Below are 18,299 nucleotides of genomic sequence, written 5' to 3'. Positions count from 1 at the left end.
CATGACCAAGCTGAAACTCGCCTCAATCGACGACGACAAACCCGCGAAGATCACCGTCACACTGCCGGCGGCGCTGCATCGTAATCTGGTCGCCTACGCGGAGATCCTCTCCAAGGAGACAGGAAAGCTGATTGAGCCAGCCAAACTCATTGCGCCGATGCTGGAGAAATTCATCGCGAGCGACAGGGGGTTCAAGATAGCCCGTCATGCCAAGCCTAACAGCACGGGGGCTACTTCCGTTCCCAAACCGTTTCCGAAATCGGCGTCAGAAAGCGCATTCCGATTTCCTGCTGGTTCTGCTCAGTCAGACAAAATTTGAGCGCCAGGGTCTCTCGGCGATAAGCTTACGACTTTGCGAACATGAACGACGAATCTACCATCGCCGGATTATCGTTCCTGGCAACCCACGCCATTCGAAACGGCGAAAGGCGCGTCCTCCTCTCCAATCCGCCAAAAAACAACGCTTGGAACGCGACTCCGCGAGCAGCTTTTGAGGCGATCGTGACGCCATAACCGGCGGCGACGAACCCCAGAAGTCCTTCGCGCGACACACGCCGTCAATGCCCCGACCCAGTTCGCCCAGCGACAACGGCCCAATGAGCGACGCAATCAATCTCGGCCAGGCTGAAACTCACACGCGAAAGAGACGCGCGACCAGCGCCTGTCAATACAACGCCAGCGCGACCTTCATCTCCAGTTTGTTCCAAGCATTCGTTCGCCACTTTGCCCAGAGTTCTTTGAGCGCCCATGTCTTCGCTTTGCGCGTATGTCTTTCGGCATCATGCATCATGGCCACGCTCTCTCCAATTCAATTGCGCGATCAGAGATGTGGCAAAAGCCGCAAATGCATGCTGAATTGCCGGCTCAGATTCCTTCTGGAAGTTTGGCAGCCATCATCTTTCTGCGGTTCAACTTACGGCCGTCGACCACAAAAGTGCCGTCGCCCACCGCGTGAACCATGCGCCTTTCTTTGCGCGCGGAGTCGACATGCGCTGCGACAGCCTCCAGTACTACGATGTTATGCTTGTCGATAAAGTCAATGACTTTGCACTCGATGTTGGCAAGGCATTCGCGGATCAAAGGCGCCCCCACGTTCTTGGCGCGCACCGCCGTAAGTTTGAACTTGGCGAATTTGTCGGTATCGGCGCCCGAGCAGGTCCCGATGCCGACGACCTTGTCCAGCAGGTCGACCGTCGGAATTGCGATTACGCACTCTCTCGTTTCTTGCAAGGCCGCGAAGGAATGATTCCATGGGCCCGTGGTGATGGCGAGCACTGGTGTAAAGTCGAGCACCATGGTCCACGAAATGGTCATGATGTTATTCGTGTTCGCGTGGCAGGTCGTCACGAGGACCACCGGTCCCGGCTCGATGAGAGTGAAGACCTTTTTCAGCTGCATCTGGCGCATGAAAGACTCCCGAGGTTGTGCTTGCCAAATGAGGCCAGAACATCCTGCTCTTTTGCGCGACTCTATGGGAACCACGCGAAAAATGTCCGAGAGAGCGGACCGCCGTAATGCTGCTCCCGCGACAACATCATGGCTGATGCAGATGGCTGCCTGATAGCTCGCAGCGAGAGCACTGTCCCAGAGCCGCAAGGTCGATCGCTGATCGAGCGCACCATGTTGTCCAGCGGCGGCGAGAGGGGCGAGACAGGAACGCGATATGGCGAACAAACGCAATTATATCAAGTTGATACTCAGCGAAGGCGCGGGTGAGAGCATGTGATAGTCAATCAGGTGAGCGGCGAGCGGGGCGGGTTGTGATGGCACCCCAAAGAAGCTGCCGAGTCCCCATCGTCATAACCGGCCGGGCCATGCAAGCATGAACACAGGCGATTCGAAATCGGGGCTGCAAAAAATGAATGCCAATCGATCGAGTGAACCCCGCTTCAATATCGTCATCTGGAAGGGCGCGAAGCAACTCGGAACGCTACGAGATCGCGACGCCAGCCGGGCGCGCAGCAATTTCGGCGGCGTTGTGGCGCGCTATAAAAATTCCACCGACAATCACCGGGTCGAACTTTACGACGGAGCGGACCTGATCGAAGCCTGGTCGAGCGAGGATGGACACAAGGCTCCTTCCGCAGAAACGCCTGTCCCAGCCAGCGGAAAAATTCATCGCGAGGGCGAGTACGTCGGGCCGGCCATTTCGATCCCCTGTCAGCTTGTGCCGTCACGTTCGGCGAAAGCGTGAGCTGGCGTGAGATAGAGGGAGATTCTCACGTCTCTCACGCGCCGCATTCCGGAGAGGACCGTGAGCTAGCGTGAGAGGGGTCTATGCGCGTCGGGTGCCAGTCGGATCGCACCGCATCGCCCGGCTCGTCGGCGCGGATCCAGGCCGTCAGGTCGTGAGTTCGTCCCCGCTCGGGAGGATCGCCGAAAGGCAGACGATCCGCCACTCGGCTGCATCCGCCCGCCGCAGCAGCCGCTGGACGAGCCTCTCGTAGCAATCTCGCTCTCGCTCGGCCCGATCATCTGGCCCTCATCGAGGACGATCAGTCCGACGTCATCGATCAGCGCCGGGTCGCTCCGGAGGGCAAAGTCGAGCTTTTCTGGCGTCGCGATCACAATCTCGCGCGAACGAAGCGCATCCTCGTCGCCGGCTGAAAGTCCACTGGTGCCGTAGAGCGATGAGACGCTGAACCCGAGAGGCGCGAAGATCTTGCGAAAGGACCGCTCCGTCTGCGCCGAAAGCGCCCGCAACGGCGTCACGATCAGGACGCGCCTCGCCGACGACAGCGTCATCAAGGCGGCGATCTCCGCAACACGCGTCTTGCCGGCGCTGGTCGGCAATGCGACAACATGATCATGACGAGCGACAACGCGTCAGCGTGTAGGAGCCGCAGCAGCTCCTTTCCGCCGGACGGCATCGACCATCCTCGATCATTATGCAGGAACCGACCCCGAATGTTGTCGATCCCGCGCGGCACCTGATCACATGAAACGACCCGTCCGATCTGCACGCTAGGGCGCGATATTCTCGCAAGTCTCCCGGCGAGCCCTTCCGCGGTCCTCCATCTATCGCTTTCTATTGTCTCCGGACCTTCTGAAGCGGAGAAGCGTCGTGAGTCAGGGATTCCAGACGAGCAGGACGATCCGGCGTCAGCAACTGCGCGAGATGGTGCCGCTGGCCGACAGCACGATTTACGAGATGGAGCAGCGCGGTGAATTCCCGCAGCGCTTCTATCTGACGTCGCGCTGCGTGGTCTGGGATCTCGCTGAGGTGGAGGCCTGGCTGCAGGCGCGCCGAATAGCCTCGAGAGCGAAGACCGTCAAGCGCGCGCCTTCTCCCGACGTCGGGTTGCGAAAGACGCGCCCCGTCAGACATTAGGCTCCGGCACCAACAAGTCCATCGAAGGCGGATAGAACGACGGGACATACTTCTGACCGGCGGCCCAGGCGTCCACGATATTCGCCCACTCCTGCAGCATGTGGCGCCGCTGATGTTCGTATTCAGCCTTGTTGTAAACGCCGCGCGACGACCGCCCATCCTCGTGAGCGAGACACTTTTCGATCCAGTCGCTGTTGAAGCCCAGCTCGTTGAGTAGGGTCGATCCCGTCCGCCGCAGATCATGCACGGTGAACGACTCGAGCGGCAGCCCTTCCTTCTTGGCCCGCACCACGACCGCGGTGGTGATCCGGTTGAAAGTGGCCCGGGACATCGGCGCGTCCGCATCGTACCGCGACGGCAGAAGATACCGCGAATTACCGGCGCACGTCTTGAGCGCGACCATGATGTCGATCACTTGCTGGGACAGGTAGACGTTGTGCGGCCGCGACCGCTTCATGCGCTCTTTCGGGATGGACCAGACCGCGTTCTCGAAATCCACCTCATCCCAGGTCGCGTCCTGCAGTTCGCTCTTCCGGACCATCGTGAGCAGGAAGAGCTTCATGCCAAGTCGGATCGTCGGCAGGGTAGGCACATGCTCCAGTTGATTGAGCATGATCCGAATCTCCGACGGGGACAGAGACCGGTCGCGCGGCACAAAATGAGCGATGGACGCCGGCCCGACATCCTCGGCGGGATTGTGGACCTTCTCTCCGTGCAGGATCGCGAAGCCGTATATCTGTTTCACGATATCGCGGACATGGATAGCGACCGCCGGCGCACCGCGCTCTTTGACCGCGGCGCATAAAGCCCGCAGATCCTCTGCCGTGATCTCGGTGAGCAGACGGTTGCGGTACTTGGGCAGGAGGTCGCGCTCGTAGATCGCCCTTCGCATCGCTTTGGTGCTGTCGGCCATGCGCCCTTCCTGGAACCAGCGCTCGGCGAACTCACCAAAACTCTTGGCCTCCTTCAGTCGCCGCTTCTCTCGCTGCTTCTCTTGTGCCGGCGATCGCCCATCCGTTATCGCCCGCTTGGCGTCGATGAGCTTTTCGCGGGCACGGGCCAACGAAATCCCCGCTGCGCCATAGCGGCCCAGCGTCACGGTCTCTCGACGACCATTCATCCGGTAGTCGAGGCGGAACACGATCGTGCCGGACGGCTGGACCACGAGATACATACCGTCACGGTCCGTTACCTTGTATGATTTATCTTTAGGTTTCAGTGACTTAATACCAGCATCCGTCAGCATTACTCCCTCCGGGATCGGATCAAAAACGGGGGAGAGCCTCTAAAATACCGTCAGGCCAAAAACGCCTCGCCTGAACGGTAATTTACTACGTTATTTCAATGTGTTGTCTCATAAAAAATACCGTCAAAGGCCCTCTTAACCATGACGGTATCTTCGAAAGGTCAACGGATCAAGCGGGCGCATACCGTCAGAAATACCGTCAGACCGGACGCGTGTCCTGCGATAGTCCGCGAAAGACTTCGATAGGTTTATATATAGCTTTCAGTCAGTTAGGTCGTATTGTGGCGTAGTTTCGGATACCGCCGGAGGGGCAAAAATCATTCCCACTCGATTGTCCCCGGCGGCTTTGACGTCACGTCGTACACCACGCGGTTGACGCCCTTCACTTCATTGATGATGCGCGTCGCGGCGCGGCCCAGAAAACTCATGTCGAAGGGATAGAAATCCGCCGTCATGCCGTCGCTCGACGTCACGGCGCGCAGCGCGACGACGTAATCATAGGTGCGGCCGTCGCCCATCACGCCGACCGAGCGTACCGGCAGCAGCGCGGCGAAGGCCTGCCAGATCTCGTCGTACAACCCCGCCTTGCGGATTTCGTCGAGATAGACGGCGTCGGCCTTGCGCAAAATCGCCAGCTTTTCGCGCGTGACGACGCCCGGGCAGCGGATCGCGAGTCCCGGCCCCGGAAAAGGATGGCGTCCCACAAAGGCTTCGGGCAGTCCGAGTTCGCGCCCGAGCGCGCGCACCTCGTCCTTGAAGAGTTCGCGCAGCGGCTCGACGAGGCGCATGTTCATGCGCTCAGGCAGGCCGCCGACATTGTGATGCGATTTGATCGTCACCGACGGACCGCCGGTGAACGACACGCTCTCGATGACATCGGGATAGAGCGTGCCTTGCGCGAGAAACTGCGGCGCGCCGCGCCCGTCCTGCGCGATCTTCTTCGCCTCGGCCTCGAAGGTTTCGATGAACAGTCGACCGATCGTCTTGCGCTTTACCTCCGGATCGTCGACGCCTTCCAGCGCGCCGAGGAACAGGTCCGCCGCTTCGACGTGATGCAGCGGAATGTTGTAATGATCGCGAAAGAGCCGCACGACTTCTTCCGCCTCGCCCTGCCGCAGCAGGCCGTGATCGACGAAGACGCAGGTCAGCGCGTCGCCGATCGCTTCGTGGATGAGCATCGCCGCGACCGCGCTGTCGACGCCGCCGGAAAGACCACAGAGCACGCGCCCGTCGCCGACCTGTCGCCGGATCGCCGCGATCGCTTCGCCGCGAAACGCCGCCATTGTCCAGTCGGACTTCAGCCCCGCGACCTTGTGCACGAAGTTCGACAGCAGCCTGGCGCCGTCGGGCGTATGCGCGACTTCAAGATGGAACTGCACCCCGTAATAGCGCCGCTGTTCATCCGCGATCGCGGCGAAAGGCGCGTTTTCGGACGCGGCGATGACGCGAAAGCCTTGCGGCAGTTTCGTCACCCGATCGCCATGGCTCATCCAGACCGGAAAGCTGCCGCCCTTCTCCCAGACGCCGTCGAGCAGCGCGCTTCTTTCCAGCGCCGTCACCTCGGCGCGGCCGAATTCGCGATGATGGCCGGCTTCGACCTTGCCGCCGAGCTGCGCCGCCATGGTCTGCTCGCCGTAGCAGATGCCGAGCACGGGTACGCCAGAATCGAAGATGCTCTGCGGCGCGCGGGGAGACCCCTCCTCCGTCACCGAGCACGGCCCGCCGGAGAGGATCACCGCCTTGGGCCGGATCTCGGCGAAGGCGCGCTCGGCGGTCTGGAACGGCGCGATCTCGCAATAGACGCCCGCCTCGCGCACGCGCCGGGCGATGAGCTGCGTCACCTGCGAGCCGAAATCGACGATCAGCGCCTTGTCATGGCGGTCGGCGATGTCGTGATGGAAAGCGTCGGGCGCGGTGGTCATGGGTTCTCTTTTTTATAGGCCCCCTCCCTGTCCCTCCCCGCTTCAACAACCGACTTCGGATGGGAGAGGGACCCTAACGACGCAGAGTGCGCGGTTTGTTGTCGGGACCCGAATCGGACTCCCTCTCCCGCAAAGCGGGGGAGGGTTGGGGTGGGGGCAATCTTTCCTCGACGCGTAATCGTATCATTTCCAGCACGCCGTCAAATTCTGCGTAAACCGCTGCATTGGTTACGCGCAAGACTGAAAAGCCGTTAGCCTCGAACCAGGTGTCGCGCCGGCTGTCGCGCGCAAGCTCAGCATCGGTGGAATGCGTCGCCCCATCGACCTCGATGACAAGTTGGGCGGCGTGACAGAGAAAATCCGCGATATAGGGGCCGCAAGGCGCTTGGCGGCGGAATTGCAGCCCATGAAACCGGTGGCCGCGCAGCGCCGACCATAGTTTTCGCTCGGCATCCGACATGTCGCGGCGAAGATTGCGCGCGAAATCACCTTTCGGAAGCTTCGCGTCTGTCACGCCCCCTCCCTGTCCCTCCCCCGCTTCGCGGGAGAGGGACGCCAACGCTCGACATTTGCGCAAGCTCAGACGAATTCACTTTCGCCTCATGACGCACACATAAAACCCGTCGGTGCCGCTCGTCGCCGGCGACAGGCGTATGCCGGGACCATGGGGCGAGGCGAAGCGGGCGAGGTCGGGCAGGCCGGCCTTTTCCACTGTCTCCGCGGCCGAGCGCGCCGCGAAATCCGGATTGGCGGCGAGAAAGGCCGCGATCTGGTCCTCATTTTCCTCGCGCAGCGCCGAACAGGTGACGTAAACGAGCCGACCGCCGGGCTTCACGAAGCGGACGGCCAGCGCCAGGAGTTCGCGCTGCTCCTTCAATCTTCGGTCCAGCGCGCCCGGCGCAAGCCGCCATTTGGCGTCGGGATGGCGCCGCCAGGCGCCGGTCCCGGTGCAGGGCGCGTCGATCAGCACGAGGTCGCAGCGCGCGTCGAGATCGGCCAGCACATCGGCCTTGCCGCGCGGCGCGCGCACTTGAATGTTGCGGGCGCCGGCGCGCTCCAGCCGCTCATGGATCGGCATGAGGCGCCGCCCATCCGAATCATAGGCGTAGACCTGCCCGCGGTTATGCATCTGTCCCGCGAGCGCCAAGGCCTTGCCGCCGCCGCCGGCGCAGAGATCGAGAACCTGCTCGCCCGGCGCAGCGGCGCAGAGCAGCGCCACAAGCTGCGAGGCCTCGTCCTGCGGCTCGACGAGCCCCTTCACATAGGCGGTCTCGGCGGTCAGCGCCGGACCCCGCCCCTGCCCGGCCTCGATGCGCAGGCCGAGCGGCGACAGCGGCGTCGGCGCAGGCGACAGATGCGCGAGCTTTTCGAGCGCCTGCTCGCGCGAGCATTTCAGAATATTGACGCGCAGATCGACAGGCGCGCGGGCGGCGAGCGCCGCGCCTTCTTCGGCGGCCCCTTCGCCGAACGCCGCCTCAAAATGCGACGCCAGCCATTCCGGATAGTCGCCGCGCACATGATCCGGCGCGGCGTCGAGCGCGGCCGACTCCAACCGTTCGCGCTCTTCGCCGGAAAGCGGGGCCGGCGCGTGGCGCTCGCCGGAGCAGAGCGCCGCAATGGCCTCCGCGTCGAGGCCGCGCGCTTCGCGCAGCGCGCCGAGCATGATCGCGCGCGGATCGTCCGCCCCCATCACATAGGCCGCCGAGGCGCGTTTTCTCAGCGCGTCGAAGACGAGGCTGGCGATCGCGGCGCGATCCTTGGAGCCGGCGAAACGATGCGCGATGCCCCAGTCCTTTAAGGCCTCGGCGGCGGGTCGGCGGCGCTTTGCAACATCGTCCAGCACCTCGATCGCAGCGGAGACATGGGCGGCGGGAGTCATCGGCGCCGGGTCCCGCCTGCGCGCGACGGACATAATCCCGTCGCCAAAGCCACGCTCTTACCCAACAGGCGCGAGGATGCGCTCCACCTTGAAAAATGCGGACGAAACTTATGCGACGCCTTCATCTGATCCTTGCTTCGCTTATCGGGCTGTCGCTCGCCGCCTGCGCGACACAGCCCCCGCCGCCGGATTATCCGCCGCCGCCGAGGCGCAAGCTCGACGCCAAGACGCAGCTCGAGACCGGCCGCACGTATTGATCTCGCGTCAATCGAACTTCCCCACCGCCCGATGCGTCGCGTGGATGCGGCGGATGGTGCCGGTGGCCGAGCGATAGACGATCGTCTCGGTGTCGATCGTCGTCTTGCCGAGCGACACGCCGCCGACCAGCGGCCCGGCGGTGACCCCGGTCACGCAGACGACGACGTCGCCCGCCGCCATGTCGCCGACCGAATATTTGCGGCGCGGATCGATCGGGCCGAAACGCTGGGCCTTGGCGATCTGATCGCGGGTCTCGAGCGCCAGCCGCCCCTGCATCTGGCCGCCGGCGCAACGCAGCACGCAGGCGGCGAGCACGCCCTCCGAGGCGCCGCCGCGGCCAAGATACATGTCGACGCCGGTTTCCCAGGGATGGGTGGTGAGAATGATCGCCGCGACGTCGCCGCCGGCGATCAGGCGCACGCAGGCGCCCGCGTTGCGGCAAGCGCGGATGATTTCGGCGTGGCGCGGCCGGTCGAGAATGCTCACCGTGATTTCGCTCGCGCGCACGCCCTTGGCGATCGCGAGCGCTCTGATGTTGTCGCCGGGATCGCGATCGAGATCGATCGTGCCTTCGGGATATCCCGGACCGATGGCGATCTTGTCCATGTAGACGTCGGGCGCATGCAGGAGCGAACCGGCCGGCGCCATGGCGACGACGGCGATCGAACCCGGCATGTCCTTGGCGCAGAGCGTCGATCCTTCCAGCGCGGCGACGCCGAGGTCGACGCGGGGACCGACGCCCGCGCCGATTTCTTCGCCGATGTAGAGCATCGGCGCGGCGTCTTCATCGCCCTCGCCGATCACGATGCGCCCGCGCACGGGAAGCTGCGACAACTCCTCGCGCATCGCCTCGGCCGCGGCGAGGTCGGCGGCCATTTCGTCGCCGCGTCCCCGGAACCTGGCGGCCGCCACCGCGGCGCGCTCCGACGCGCGCGCCAGCTCCAACGTCAGATAGCGGTCGATCTTCGACGCATCGGTTTCAGGCTGCCGCGTCATGTCTCGCTACTCGCGCTCGATGCGGATGACCTGCGCGCGCGAAACGATGACGCCGTCCTGATAGATCAGGTCCAGCGCCTCGCGCACGAGATGTTCGCTCGTCGCATGGGTGATGAGGATGACGTCGACACAGTCGCCCGGCGCGCCGCGCTTGCCGCGCTGTACGATGCTTTCGAGCGAGATGCGGCGCTCGGCCATGCGCGTCGCGATCTTGGCGAAGGCGCCTGCGACATCGCGCGCCGACATGCGGATATAATAACCGCCTTCGTGGCGCTGCATCGGCGTGCGTTTAAGCTCCGCGAGCTTCCCCGTCGGCAGACCGAAAGGCGCCGAACGCACGCCCTTGGCGATATCGGCGATGTCGGCGACGACGGCCGAGGCCGTCGCGTCGCCGCCCGCGCCCGGCCCGACAAGCGTCAGCTCATGCACCGCGTCGGCGTCGATGGTGACGGCGTTCAGGACGCCCATCACCTGGGCGATGGCGGAATTCTTGCTGACCATCGTCGGATGCACGCGCTGCTCGACCCCCTCAGCGGTGCGCTGCGCGACGCCGAGCAGCTTGATGCGGTAGCCGAGTTCGGCGGCGGCGTCGATGTCGGCGAGCGTCACGCGCTCGATCCCCTCAATGTCGATGGCGTTCGCCGCGATGCGCGCGCCAAACGCGAGCGAGGTGAGGATCGCAAGCTTGTGGGCGGTGTCGAAACCGCCGATGTCGAAGGTCGGATCAGCCTCGGCGTAGCCGAGCCTCTGCGCCTCCTTCAGACATTCCTCGAAGGAGAGCTGCTCCTGCTCCATGCGCGACAGGATGTAATTGCAGGTGCCGTTGAGAATGCCATAGACGCGCTCGACCGAATTGCCGGCGAGCCCCTCGCGCAGCGTCTTGACGATCGGAATGCCGCCCGCGACCGAGGCCTCGAAGGCGAGCGCGGCATGGTTCTCCTCGGCGAGCGCGGCGAGATGCAAGCCATGCGCGGCGAGCAGCGCCTTATTGGCGGTGACGACCGGCTTGCCATGCGCGAGCGCGGTTTCGACGCAGGCCCTCGCCGGCCCCTCCGCGCCGCCGATCAATTCGACGAACAGGTCGATCGACGGCGAGGCCGCGAGCTTGACCGGATCGTGGAAAAATTCGGCGTTGGAAAGGTCGGCGCGCCGCTCCTTCGCGGCGTCGCGAGCCGAAACGCCGGCCAGCACGATGCGCCGTCCGGTGCGGGCGGTCAGGGCCTCGGCCTGCCGGCGGAGCAGGCGCGCCACCGCCGCGCCGACGGTGCCGAGCCCCGCGATGCCGACGCGCATAATCTCCGACATTGCAACCTTTCCGGGAAAAACTTGCGGGCGACGGACGCCCCGTGTCGCTAGCGCCTTGTGCCCGATTTGGCGCCTTCAATCAAGAAACCGCCGACGCCAGGAGGCGGCCAGGAGGGGCCAGGAGGGGATTGAGCACTGGGCTTGACGCCCTAACTCTGGGTTAAGCTGAAGCCGAGGCCGCCGGCGGCGACGAGGAGATGACAATGACGCGTCGAAGGAGCGTATTCGCGATTCTGAGCGCTGCGGCGCTGGCGTTTTCCGGCTCTTATGCGCTGGCCGGCATCGGCATCCATGTGCAGGCGGCGATCGAGCATACTCAGGAGGCGATAGACGACGGCGCGAAGGGCGGCTCCAAGGAGATCGTTACGCATATGATGAGCGCGCTCGGCCATGCGCGCGAGGCGCTGCATGAAAAGGCCATCGAACGGGACCGCGCCGCCAACAAGCTGCTGCATCGCGCGATCAGGCATCTGCGCTTGGCCGAAATGCGCGCACGATTTGGCGACTCGGCGCGCGCCGTCACGCACGCGGCGAGCGCGCTCGCCGAGTTGAAAAAGATCAAGTGACGGCTCCGCGCGGCGCGTCGGCGAGCGCCCCGCCTAATGCGGAACGTTCGACCAGATCTTGCGCTTGGTGAAATAGAGCAGCCCGACGAAGACGAGCAGGAAGGCCATGACGCCGAGTCCGACGCGCTTGCGGGATTCGAGATGCGGCTCGGCGACCCACATCATGAAGGCCGCGACGTCCTTGGCGTATTGATCGATCGTCTGCGGCGCGCCGTCCTCATAGGTGACCACGCCCTCGGAAAGCGGCGGCGGCATGCCGATGCGACGGCCCGGCATATAGGGATCGTAGAACTGTCCTTCCGGCATTTTCACGTCCGGCGGCGGGTCTTCGTAGCCCTCCATCAGCGAGACGATATAGTCGACGCCGTGCTCCTGGTAGGAAAAGCCCGGCAAAGCATCGAACAGGAAGAGCGGAAAGCCGCGCGAATAGCCTCGGGCCTTGGCCAGAACCGACATGTCCGGCGGATAATTGCCGGCGAGCGCCGCGCGCGCCGCCTGTTCATTGGCGAAAGGCGGGGGGAAGCGATCGCTCGGGCGACCCGGCCGATCGAAATATTCGCCCGCCTGATTCGGGCCGTCCTTGATCTTGTAGCTCGCGGCCAGCGCTTCGACTTCCTTCTCGGAAAACTCCGGTCCGCCCGGCTGCGACAGATTGCGGAAGGCGAGCATTTTGATCGAATGGCAGGAGGAGCAGACCTCCTTGTAGACCTTGAAGCCTCTGCGCAACTGCGCCTTGTCGTAGCGACCGAAGGCGCCGGCGAAGCTCCAATCGAAGCGCTTGGGCTTCTGCTCATGGCGCTCGCTCTCGTGCCGCGCTTCCTTCTCCTTGGCCTGAGGCGCCGCCACCTGATCGGTCGCGGAGGGCGGCGCTTCCTGCTGGGTCCAGGCGGGGCCAGCCAGCGCCATCGCCGCGGCGATCGTGAGAGGAAAGAGCGGGAGGCGCTTCAGCCGACGCGTCATCGGGGACTGTCGCTTGGGAGACCGTGTCAGCGTCTCAGACATGGGAGGTTTCCCCTCGCATGATCGAAGCGTCGATGGATTCAGGCACTGGCTCCGGCTTCTCGATTTTGCCGATGACCGGCAAAATCACCAAGAAGTGGAGGAAATAATAGGCCGAGAGCGCCCGGGCGAACCAAAGATATACGCCTTCCGCGGGTTGCGCCCCGAGATAGCCGAGCCCGACGCACACCGCGACAAAAATCCAGAACTCCTTGCGAAACAGCGGCCGATACACGGCCGATTTCACCTTCGACGTGTCGAGCCACGGCAGCGCCGCGGTGATCAAAATCGATGCAAAGAGCGCAGTGACGCCGAGCAGCTTGTTCGGGATCGCGCGAAGGATCGCATAGAACGGCAGGAAGTACCACTCCGGCACAATATGCGGCGGCGTCACCAGCGGATTGGCTTCGATGTAATTGTCCGGATGGCCGAGGTAATTCGGCACAAAAAACGTCAGCCAGGCGTAGACGACGAGAAAAGCGGCGATGCCAACCGCATCCTTCAAGGTCGCATAGGGCGTGAAAGGAACAGTTTCCTTCTTGATGTCCTTCACCTCGAGGCCGGACGGATTGTTTTGCCCCGTCACATGCAACGCCCAAACGTGCAGCGCGACGATGGCGACGATGATGAACGGGAGCAGATAGTGCAAAGCGTAAAAGCGGTTGAGCGTCGGATTGTCGACGGAATAGCCGCCGAGCAGCCAGGTCGTGATGGCGGTTCCAACGACCGGAATGGCGGAAAAGAGATTGGTGATGACGGTCGCCGCCCAGAAGGACATCTGCCCCCAAGGCAGGACATAGCCCAGGAATCCCGTGGCCATCATCAGCATGAAGATGATGACGCCCAGAATCCATAAGACCTCGCGCGGGTCCTTGTAGGAGCCGTAATACATGCCGCGGAAGATGTGGAGATAGACGGCGAGGAAGAACATCGACGCGCCATTGGCGTGCGCGTAGCGCAGCACGGTGCCCCAATTCACATCCCGCATGATTTTTTCGACGGAATCGAAAGCGAGCGTCGTCTCCGGGGTGTAATGCATCGCAAGGACGACGCCCGTGACGATCTGCGCGACGAGCATGAAACTCAAGATCGCGCCAAACACCCACATGTAGTTCAGGTTTTTTGGCGTCGGATAGGAGACGAAGGAATCATGCATGAAGCTCAAAATCGGCAGACGGCGCTCCAACCAGCGAGCGAAGCCGCTCTTGGGCGTGTATTGGGAATGTCCTTCCATGGGCTTGGTGCTCTCGGAATCTCGCGCGGGAAATTGAAGGCGCTTGGCCTTGGCTAGCCGATCTTAATCTTGTTTTCGGCGATGAAGGCGTAAGGCGGCACCTCCAGATTGGTCGGCGCCGGGCCGCTGCGAATCCTCCCCGAGAGGTCGTAGACCGAGCCGTGGCACGGACAGAACCAGCCGTCGTATTCGCCTTCCTTGCCGGTCGGAATGCAGCCGAGATGCGTGCAGACTCCGATGACGACGAGCCACTCGGGTTTTTGAACGCGTTTGGCGTCGGGCTCGGGGTCAGGCAGCGCCGACAAGGGCACGTCCTCGGCCGACTTGATTTCGGCCGCCGTCCGATGACGCACGAAAACCGGCTTGCCGCGCCATTTCACGGTAACGATCTGGCCTTCGGGCACCGAAGAAAGGTCGACTTCAGTCGAGGCCAGAGCGAGGGTGGACGCGTCCGGATTCATCTGGGCGATCAGCGGCCAGACCATGCCGGCCGCGGCGCCTGCCGCAGCGGCGCCTGTCGCGATGTAGAGAATGTCCCGCCGGCTTGGCTCCGCCGGTTTCACGGCGGTGTCTTTGCTTGTCACGCTCGAACCTCTCCCAACGCTCTCAAGTCTTCCAACGCTCTCAAGCCTTCGCGGCCGAGACGGCGGCTGCGCCCGAGTCGATCGTTCCACCTTTCGCCGCCTTCGGCCGATCGCGCGCCGCACCAAGGCAATGCCAAGGCTGCGGCGGGGCGGAGGTGATATGTGACGCGAATCCCCGCCGCTGTCCACAAGCCGACACTGGGAAATTTGGCTAAACGCCTTGCCGCACAAGACCGCTGCCGATATTCGCGGCGATATGCCGCAAATTCCTATCTCCTCCCACGCGAACGGACCATGACTTCTCTTACGCTCGCCTTGTATCAGCCGGATATTCCTCAGAACGCCGGCGCCATGCTGCGCACATGCGCGTGCCTCGGCGTTTCCGCGGCGATCATCGGACCGGCCGGATTTCCCACCAGCGACCGCGACTTTCGCCGCGCCGGCATGGATTATCTTGATCACGTGACGATTGACCGACATGGATCCTTCGCGGCCTTTCAGGCGTGGCGGGCCGCGTCCGGCCAAGCGGGCGAGAGCCGCCGGCTGCTGCTGCTATCGACGCGGGCGGCGGGGTCCTATCTCGACTGCGACTACCGCGCGGGGGACATTCTGCTCGTCGGCCGCGAATCCGCCGGGGCGCCGGAAGAGGTGCACGCCGCCGCCGATCTGGCGCTCCGCATCCCCATGCGGCCTCGCATGCGCTCCCTCAATGTCGCCGTCGCCGCGGCGATGGTCATGGGCGAGGCGCTCCGGCAGTTGCGCGCGCTTTAGACGGATGCGCCGCCGCACAGCGCAATGGCGACATGACCTTTTAGTCTGCGGTCGTCGCAGCATATTAAGGCGATATTCATTGATTTCAGGAGGGCGCGATGACCCACCAGACTTTTCGCATCTCGCTGATGCTTTGGGAGCGGCTGTTGAAATCTCTCAACGCGGCGCTGCTGACAGCGCTTCTCTGCGTCGCCCTTTATGCGCTGGTGACCAATCTTTCGGAGGCGCGCGGCGCCGTCGGCAAGCTGTTCGTAAAGTTCACGCAGATTGAGAGCATCGAAGGCTTCAATGTGAAGGCGGCGTTCCGCGTGGATCAAATCGCGCAGGCGACGCCGATCTATCAGGCTCTGCCGGCGGACATGAAGGACATGCTGCCCGAAGACATCCGATCGCTTCGCGCCAGCTGGGTGGAGCGCCTGCTTTATGTGGGCGACCAGGGCAAGCTGTGCGAGTTCGAGTCGCCGACCCAGAAAATGGTCGAAGATTATAATGCGGACCGGCATCTGTCGGCCGACGGACTCATCACGATGAAGGACTCGCGCGAGGTGAAGGCGCAGGTGCTTGAAGACATGCGCCAGGCGAAAGCGCGGAACCGTGGGTGGCCGAATGGCGAGCCCCGCTCCTGCTATGTCACCGAACTCACCGAGCGCGGCAGAAACGTCAAGACGGCGCTCGCGCAGTTTCTGCGCGCCGGCTTTGCGGCGGCGACAGGAACGCCAGCCGCGCAGCATGATCCCAAGATGAAAGTCGCGCAGATGGCGCAGTAGTCGGGTTTCTTCGTCCTTCGAGACGCGTGCTGCGCACGCTCCTCAGGATGAGGAAACCCTTCACCCGATCGCCTTGGCGCAATAGTCCTGCTGAATTGACAAGGCGCGGCGCCGGCGGGATGAAGCGGCGACAAGAGGAGACGTCGATGAACGCCGCGCCCGATCAGCTCGAAGCCCGCAAGGACGCCGCGCGCGCATGGTTCGAGTCGCTGCAGTTGCGCATCATCGCGGCGTTCGAAGCGCTGGAGGACGAGGCGCCCGGCCCCTTCGCGCCGGAGGCCGACGCGCCCGGCCGCTTTACGCTGACGCCCTGGAGCCGGACGGATCACGCCGGCGCGACTTTAGGAAGCGCCGCTCGAAACATCGGCGGCGCGACTTTAGGAAGCGCCGCTCAAGACATCGGCGGCGCGCCGGGGGGCGGCGGGCGCATGGGGATGATCCATGGCCGCGTGTTCGAAAAGGCCGGCGTGCATTGCTCGACGGTCTTTGGAACCTTCGCGCCGGAATTCGCCAAGCAGATTCCCGGCGCGGCGGAAGACCCCTGCTTTTTTGCGACAGGGATCTCGCTGATCGCGCATCCCTGGAACCCGAATGTTCCCGCCGTGCATATGAACACGCGCTTCGTCGTGACGACGAAAGCCTGGTTTGGCGGCGGCGCCGATTTGACGCCGGTGCTCGACGCGCGCCGCACGCAGGACGACCCCGACACCATCGCCTTTCACGCCGCGATGCGCGGCGCCTGCGAGCGCCATCCCGTCGCCGACTATGCGCGGTTCAAGCAATGGTGCGATGAATATTTCTTTCTCGCCCATCGCAACGAGCCGCGGGGCGTCGGCGGCATTTTCTACGATTATTTCAACAGCGCCGGAGACGCTGCAAACTCCGCCTGGGACGCGGATTTCGCCTTCACCCGCGACGTCGGCGAAAGCTTTGTCGAGATTTATCCCGAACTCGTGCGGCGCAATTTCGCCAAGCCATGGAGCGCGGCGCAGCGCGACGAACAGCTCGTGCGGCGCGGCCGCTATGTCGAATATAATCTGCTCTACGACCGCGGCACGATCTTCGGATTGAAGACCGGCGGCAATGTCGACTCGATCCTCTCCTCGATGCCGCCGCTGGTGAAGTGGCCCTAGACCCGCCAGAAGTCCGCCGCGCCGGCCGGAAGCGAAGCCAACGCGCGATCGAACGCGCGCACGTCGACGCGCGCGCGCAAAGCGGCGGCGACGTCGTCAATGCACGTTTCCGGCGAGAAATTATGATCGCGCCGCAATGACTGAACGTCGCGAATCATCGATGCGCGGTCGTCGAAGGGCGCCTGCGGCTCTTCCGGATTCCAGTCGGCGACGAAAATCGCCCTGAGAACCGGCGGCAGCACGCCGGCGAAGCGGATGGCGTCGGCGACCGAGAGCCGGCGGCGAAAGGCCCGCAACACGCCCTGCGTCATCGTATATGTCTGATTGCGCGTCGCGAGGCCCGAACGATCGCGCGCATCTGCGAGGAAGGCTTCGAACTCTTCCGACGCATGCTGGATATCCATCGGGATCGGCATGGGAACTCGCTTTCTAAATATCAGGCGCATCGACAGCAGCGTCATGCCCGCGCTTGTCGCGGGCGTCCACGCGGCGCCGCTGCGGCTTCCTTGCAGCCTTCGTGGAACGTCGCGGCATGGATGGCCGGGACAAGCCCGGCCATGACGCGCCGAGAGTTCGTCACCCAAACGTCCACCGCCGGTTCAGCGCAAAGGTGACGAACATCGCCAGCACGGTGGTGACCATCTGCGCCGGGAGATAAGGCGCGCCCCAGCGATCGACGAAGAGGCTCATCAACGCATAGGTGACGCAAAAGCCGACGAAGGCGACCAGCGCAAAGCGCCACGTCGCCTCGGCATGCGGCCTCTCGCTTGCAAAGGTATGGCGGCGGTTGAGGATATAGGCCACGACCCCGCCGACCACATAGCCGCACAGCGTCGCCGGCACGGCGCGCCAGCCCGCGCCTTCGACCAGAGCGATCAGAACGGCGTAATGCGCAAGCGTCGCGCCGACGCCGACCGACGCGTAAGTCGCAAGCTGGCGCGCCGTCGACATGCTCAGCGCGGCATCGTTGCGTAATGACGCGCGATGTCCCGCATCTCGGCTTCCGACATTTGGCGGCTCATGTAACGCATCTCCTTGTGCGCCCGCCTGCCGGTTTTGAACGCCATGATCTGGTTAAGGAGGTAGAGCTCGTGCTGGCCGGCAAGATGCGGAACGTCGGCGCTTTTGGCGATCCCGTCCGCGCCATGACACGCCGCGCATTGCGCCAGAACGTCGGAGAGGTCGCCGGCCTGGGCGCGCCCCGCGCCGGCGACGAAAAGCAACATCGGGAAAAGCAATGAGGTCGTAATCCGCATGGGGGCCATTTCGAAGCGACGAGGAATGGGAATGATAGCGCAATTCGCCGGC

The 18,299-nt window shown here is 63.6% G+C and carries 22 protein-coding genes and 1 pseudogene; 8 read left to right on the top strand and 15 right to left on the bottom strand.

Translation table 11 applies throughout. The features are described 5' to 3' along the window. Nucleotide 1 precedes the first annotated feature (1 nt). Nucleotides 2-319 (top strand): DUF2274 domain-containing protein, encoded by a 318-nt coding sequence (locus tag BN69_RS00610; protein WP_014889596.1) that lies wholly within the window; start codon nucleotides 2-4, stop codon nucleotides 317-319. Between the two features lie 345 nt (nucleotides 320-664). Here BN69_RS00610 and BN69_RS19925 read toward each other — a convergent pair whose 3' ends face one another. Both BN69_RS19925 and BN69_RS00600 read right to left on the bottom strand, forming a co-directional pair. After that, on the bottom strand, nucleotides 665-790 hold the full coding sequence (locus BN69_RS19925) for a hypothetical protein (RefSeq protein ID WP_256364796.1): 126 nt from the start codon (nucleotides 788-790) through the stop codon (nucleotides 665-667). Nucleotides 791-864: 74 nt separating this feature from the next. Next, nucleotides 865-1,407, bottom strand: coding sequence for a flavin reductase family protein (locus BN69_RS00600; RefSeq protein ID WP_014889594.1), 543 nt, complete (start codon nucleotides 1,405-1,407; stop codon nucleotides 865-867). A gap of 415 nt (nucleotides 1,408-1,822) precedes the next feature. On the opposite strand from BN69_RS00600, the gene BN69_RS00595 reads away from it, so the two are divergent. After that, entirely contained in the window at nucleotides 1,823-2,194 is a 372-nt protein-coding gene (locus BN69_RS00595) for a hypothetical protein (RefSeq protein ID WP_014889593.1), read from the top strand. An 85-nt stretch (nucleotides 2,195-2,279) separates the two neighbouring features. Here the strand turns inward: BN69_RS00595 and BN69_RS00590 are convergent. After that, nucleotides 2,280-2,808: pseudogene (locus BN69_RS00590) on the bottom strand (DEAD/DEAH box helicase); the annotation flags it as partial. Between the two features lie 310 nt (nucleotides 2,809-3,118). On the opposite strand from BN69_RS00590, the gene BN69_RS00585 reads away from it, so the two are divergent. Then, complete coding sequence (locus BN69_RS00585; protein WP_014889592.1) at nucleotides 3,119-3,331, top strand: helix-turn-helix transcriptional regulator; 213 nt, start codon at nucleotides 3,119-3,121, stop codon at nucleotides 3,329-3,331. Here the strand turns inward: BN69_RS00585 and BN69_RS00580 are convergent. From BN69_RS00580 to BN69_RS00565, 4 genes are all read right to left on the bottom strand, one after another. After that, nucleotides 3,321-4,577 (bottom strand): tyrosine-type recombinase/integrase, encoded by a 1,257-nt coding sequence (locus BN69_RS00580; RefSeq protein ID WP_014889591.1) that lies wholly within the window; start codon nucleotides 4,575-4,577, stop codon nucleotides 3,321-3,323. The genes BN69_RS00585 and BN69_RS00580 overlap by 11 nt on opposite strands. 317 nt (nucleotides 4,578-4,894) lie before the next feature. Continuing rightward, the gene (guaA, locus tag BN69_RS00575) at nucleotides 4,895-6,499 is read right to left on the bottom strand and encodes a glutamine-hydrolyzing GMP synthase (protein WP_014889590.1); all 1,605 of its coding nucleotides are present in this window, start codon (nucleotides 6,497-6,499) and stop codon (nucleotides 4,895-4,897) included. 73 nt (nucleotides 6,500-6,572) lie between these two features. After that, on the bottom strand, nucleotides 6,573-7,013 hold the full coding sequence (locus BN69_RS00570) for an endonuclease domain-containing protein (RefSeq protein ID WP_014889589.1): 441 nt from the start codon (nucleotides 7,011-7,013) through the stop codon (nucleotides 6,573-6,575). A 75-nt stretch (nucleotides 7,014-7,088) separates the two neighbouring features. Beyond that, nucleotides 7,089-8,378 (bottom strand): RsmB/NOP family class I SAM-dependent RNA methyltransferase, encoded by a 1,290-nt coding sequence (locus BN69_RS00565; protein ID WP_014889588.1) that lies wholly within the window; start codon nucleotides 8,376-8,378, stop codon nucleotides 7,089-7,091. 110 nt (nucleotides 8,379-8,488) lie between these two features. On the opposite strand from BN69_RS00565, the gene BN69_RS19545 reads away from it, so the two are divergent. Then, the gene (locus tag BN69_RS19545; RefSeq protein ID WP_173370384.1) at nucleotides 8,489-8,635 is read left to right on the top strand and encodes a hypothetical protein; all 147 of its coding nucleotides are present in this window, start codon (nucleotides 8,489-8,491) and stop codon (nucleotides 8,633-8,635) included. A 7-nt stretch (nucleotides 8,636-8,642) separates the two neighbouring features. Here the strand turns inward: BN69_RS19545 and glpX are convergent, their stop codons facing one another. Continuing rightward, nucleotides 8,643-9,632 carry a class II fructose-bisphosphatase gene (glpX, locus tag BN69_RS00560; RefSeq protein ID WP_014889587.1) on the bottom strand — a complete coding sequence of 330 codons (990 nt, stop codon included), beginning with the start codon at nucleotides 9,630-9,632 and terminating at the stop codon, nucleotides 8,643-8,645. Nucleotides 9,633-9,638: 6 nt separating this feature from the next. Further along, the gene (locus BN69_RS00555; RefSeq protein WP_014889586.1) at nucleotides 9,639-10,937 is read right to left on the bottom strand and encodes a homoserine dehydrogenase; all 1,299 of its coding nucleotides are present in this window, start codon (nucleotides 10,935-10,937) and stop codon (nucleotides 9,639-9,641) included. Nucleotides 10,938-11,140: 203 nt separating this feature from the next. Between BN69_RS00555 and smbP the strand changes: the two genes are divergently transcribed. After that, the gene (gene smbP / locus BN69_RS00550) at nucleotides 11,141-11,503 is read left to right on the top strand and encodes a small metal-binding protein SmbP (protein WP_014889585.1); all 363 of its coding nucleotides are present in this window, start codon (nucleotides 11,141-11,143) and stop codon (nucleotides 11,501-11,503) included. A gap of 33 nt (nucleotides 11,504-11,536) precedes the next feature. Here the strand turns inward: smbP and BN69_RS00545 are convergent, their stop codons facing one another. Genes BN69_RS00545 through petA form a run of 3 tightly spaced genes read right to left on the bottom strand, consistent with a single transcriptional unit; the run spans nucleotide 11,537 to nucleotide 14,320 of the window. After that, nucleotides 11,537-12,463 (bottom strand): cytochrome c1, encoded by a 927-nt coding sequence (locus BN69_RS00545; protein WP_014889584.1) that lies wholly within the window; start codon nucleotides 12,461-12,463, stop codon nucleotides 11,537-11,539. 34 nt (nucleotides 12,464-12,497) lie between these two features. Continuing rightward, entirely contained in the window at nucleotides 12,498-13,736 is a 1,239-nt protein-coding gene (locus tag BN69_RS00540; RefSeq protein ID WP_014889583.1) for a cytochrome b, read from the bottom strand. 53 nt (nucleotides 13,737-13,789) lie between these two features. After that, nucleotides 13,790-14,320 (bottom strand): ubiquinol-cytochrome c reductase iron-sulfur subunit, encoded by a 531-nt coding sequence (gene petA, locus BN69_RS00535; RefSeq protein ID WP_014889582.1) that lies wholly within the window; start codon nucleotides 14,318-14,320, stop codon nucleotides 13,790-13,792. Between the two features lie 294 nt (nucleotides 14,321-14,614). On the opposite strand from petA, the gene BN69_RS00530 reads away from it, so the two are divergent. The 3 genes from BN69_RS00530 to hemF all read left to right on the top strand — a co-directional run bounded on the left by BN69_RS00530 (nucleotide 14,615) and on the right by hemF (nucleotide 16,991). After that, nucleotides 14,615-15,091, top strand: coding sequence for a tRNA (cytidine(34)-2'-O)-methyltransferase (locus BN69_RS00530; protein ID WP_014889581.1), 477 nt, complete (start codon nucleotides 14,615-14,617; stop codon nucleotides 15,089-15,091). A gap of 98 nt (nucleotides 15,092-15,189) precedes the next feature. Next, nucleotides 15,190-15,858, top strand: coding sequence for an rRNA methylase (locus tag BN69_RS00525; RefSeq protein ID WP_014889580.1), 669 nt, complete (start codon nucleotides 15,190-15,192; stop codon nucleotides 15,856-15,858). Between the two features lie 146 nt (nucleotides 15,859-16,004). Further along, the gene (gene hemF / locus BN69_RS00520) at nucleotides 16,005-16,991 is read left to right on the top strand and encodes an oxygen-dependent coproporphyrinogen oxidase (RefSeq protein ID WP_041927049.1); all 987 of its coding nucleotides are present in this window, start codon (nucleotides 16,005-16,007) and stop codon (nucleotides 16,989-16,991) included. Here hemF and BN69_RS00515 read toward each other — a convergent pair. From BN69_RS00515 to BN69_RS00505, 3 genes are all read right to left on the bottom strand, one after another. Continuing rightward, complete coding sequence (locus BN69_RS00515) at nucleotides 16,988-17,407, bottom strand: DUF2267 domain-containing protein (RefSeq protein ID WP_041927048.1); 420 nt, start codon at nucleotides 17,405-17,407, stop codon at nucleotides 16,988-16,990. The genes hemF and BN69_RS00515 overlap by 4 nt on opposite strands. Nucleotides 17,408-17,567: 160 nt before the next feature. Further along, nucleotides 17,568-17,942 (bottom strand): GtrA family protein, encoded by a 375-nt coding sequence (locus tag BN69_RS00510; protein WP_014889577.1) that lies wholly within the window; start codon nucleotides 17,940-17,942, stop codon nucleotides 17,568-17,570. A gap of 2 nt (nucleotides 17,943-17,944) precedes the next feature. After that, nucleotides 17,945-18,247 carry a c-type cytochrome gene (locus BN69_RS00505; protein ID WP_014889576.1) on the bottom strand — a complete coding sequence of 101 codons (303 nt, stop codon included), beginning with the start codon at nucleotides 18,245-18,247 and terminating at the stop codon, nucleotides 17,945-17,947. Nucleotides 18,248-18,299 lie beyond the last annotated feature (52 nt).

This window comes from Methylocystis sp. SC2 (assembly GCF_000304315.1).
In the GTDB taxonomy this organism is placed as follows: Bacteria; Pseudomonadota; Alphaproteobacteria; order Rhizobiales; family Beijerinckiaceae; genus Methylocystis.
The sequence above is the reverse complement of the archived record's forward strand: the minus strand, read 5'-3'. Positions and strand labels throughout refer to the sequence as shown.

What these genes read in the sequence shown, in the direction of transcription:
- BN69_RS00505 (WP_014889576.1), bottom strand. Translation starts at nt 18,247, where the DNA reads ATGCGGATTACGACCTCATTGCTTTTCCCGATGTTGCTTTTCGTCGCC.
- BN69_RS00585 (WP_014889592.1), top strand. Translation starts at nt 3,119, where the DNA reads ATGGTGCCGCTGGCCGACAGCACGATTTACGAGATGGAGCAGCGCGGT.
- BN69_RS00600 (WP_014889594.1), bottom strand. Translation starts at nt 1,407, where the DNA reads ATGCGCCAGATGCAGCTGAAAAAGGTCTTCACTCTCATCGAGCCGGGA.
- BN69_RS00540 (WP_014889583.1), bottom strand. Translation starts at nt 13,736, where the DNA reads ATGGAAGGACATTCCCAATACACGCCCAAGAGCGGCTTCGCTCGCTGG.
- glpX (WP_014889587.1), bottom strand. Translation starts at nt 9,632, where the DNA reads ATGACGCGGCAGCCTGAAACCGATGCGTCGAAGATCGACCGCTATCTG.
- BN69_RS00530 (WP_014889581.1), top strand. Translation starts at nt 14,615, where the DNA reads ATGACTTCTCTTACGCTCGCCTTGTATCAGCCGGATATTCCTCAGAAC.
- guaA (WP_014889590.1), bottom strand. Translation starts at nt 6,499, where the DNA reads ATGACCACCGCGCCCGACGCTTTCCATCACGACATCGCCGACCGCCAT.
- BN69_RS00565 (WP_014889588.1), bottom strand. Translation starts at nt 8,378, where the DNA reads ATGACTCCCGCCGCCCATGTCTCCGCTGCGATCGAGGTGCTGGACGAT.
- BN69_RS00555 (WP_014889586.1), bottom strand. Translation starts at nt 10,937, where the DNA reads ATGTCGGAGATTATGCGCGTCGGCATCGCGGGGCTCGGCACCGTCGGC.
- BN69_RS00595 (WP_014889593.1), top strand. Translation starts at nt 1,823, where the DNA reads ATGAACACAGGCGATTCGAAATCGGGGCTGCAAAAAATGAATGCCAAT.
- BN69_RS00545 (WP_014889584.1), bottom strand. Translation starts at nt 12,463, where the DNA reads ATGACGCGTCGGCTGAAGCGCCTCCCGCTCTTTCCTCTCACGATCGCC.
- BN69_RS00580 (WP_014889591.1), bottom strand. Translation starts at nt 4,577, where the DNA reads ATGCTGACGGATGCTGGTATTAAGTCACTGAAACCTAAAGATAAATCA.
- BN69_RS00515 (WP_041927048.1), bottom strand. Translation starts at nt 17,407, where the DNA reads ATGCCGATCCCGATGGATATCCAGCATGCGTCGGAAGAGTTCGAAGCC.
- BN69_RS00610 (WP_014889596.1), top strand. Translation starts at nt 2, where the DNA reads ATGACCAAGCTGAAACTCGCCTCAATCGACGACGACAAACCCGCGAAG.
- hemF (WP_041927049.1), top strand. Translation starts at nt 16,005, where the DNA reads ATGAACGCCGCGCCCGATCAGCTCGAAGCCCGCAAGGACGCCGCGCGC.
- BN69_RS19545 (WP_173370384.1), top strand. Translation starts at nt 8,489, where the DNA reads ATGCGACGCCTTCATCTGATCCTTGCTTCGCTTATCGGGCTGTCGCTC.
- BN69_RS19925 (WP_256364796.1), bottom strand. Translation starts at nt 790, where the DNA reads ATGATGCATGATGCCGAAAGACATACGCGCAAAGCGAAGACATGGGCG.
- BN69_RS00525 (WP_014889580.1), top strand. Translation starts at nt 15,190, where the DNA reads ATGACCCACCAGACTTTTCGCATCTCGCTGATGCTTTGGGAGCGGCTG.
- BN69_RS00510 (WP_014889577.1), bottom strand. Translation starts at nt 17,942, where the DNA reads ATGTCGACGGCGCGCCAGCTTGCGACTTACGCGTCGGTCGGCGTCGGC.
- smbP (WP_014889585.1), top strand. Translation starts at nt 11,141, where the DNA reads ATGACGCGTCGAAGGAGCGTATTCGCGATTCTGAGCGCTGCGGCGCTG.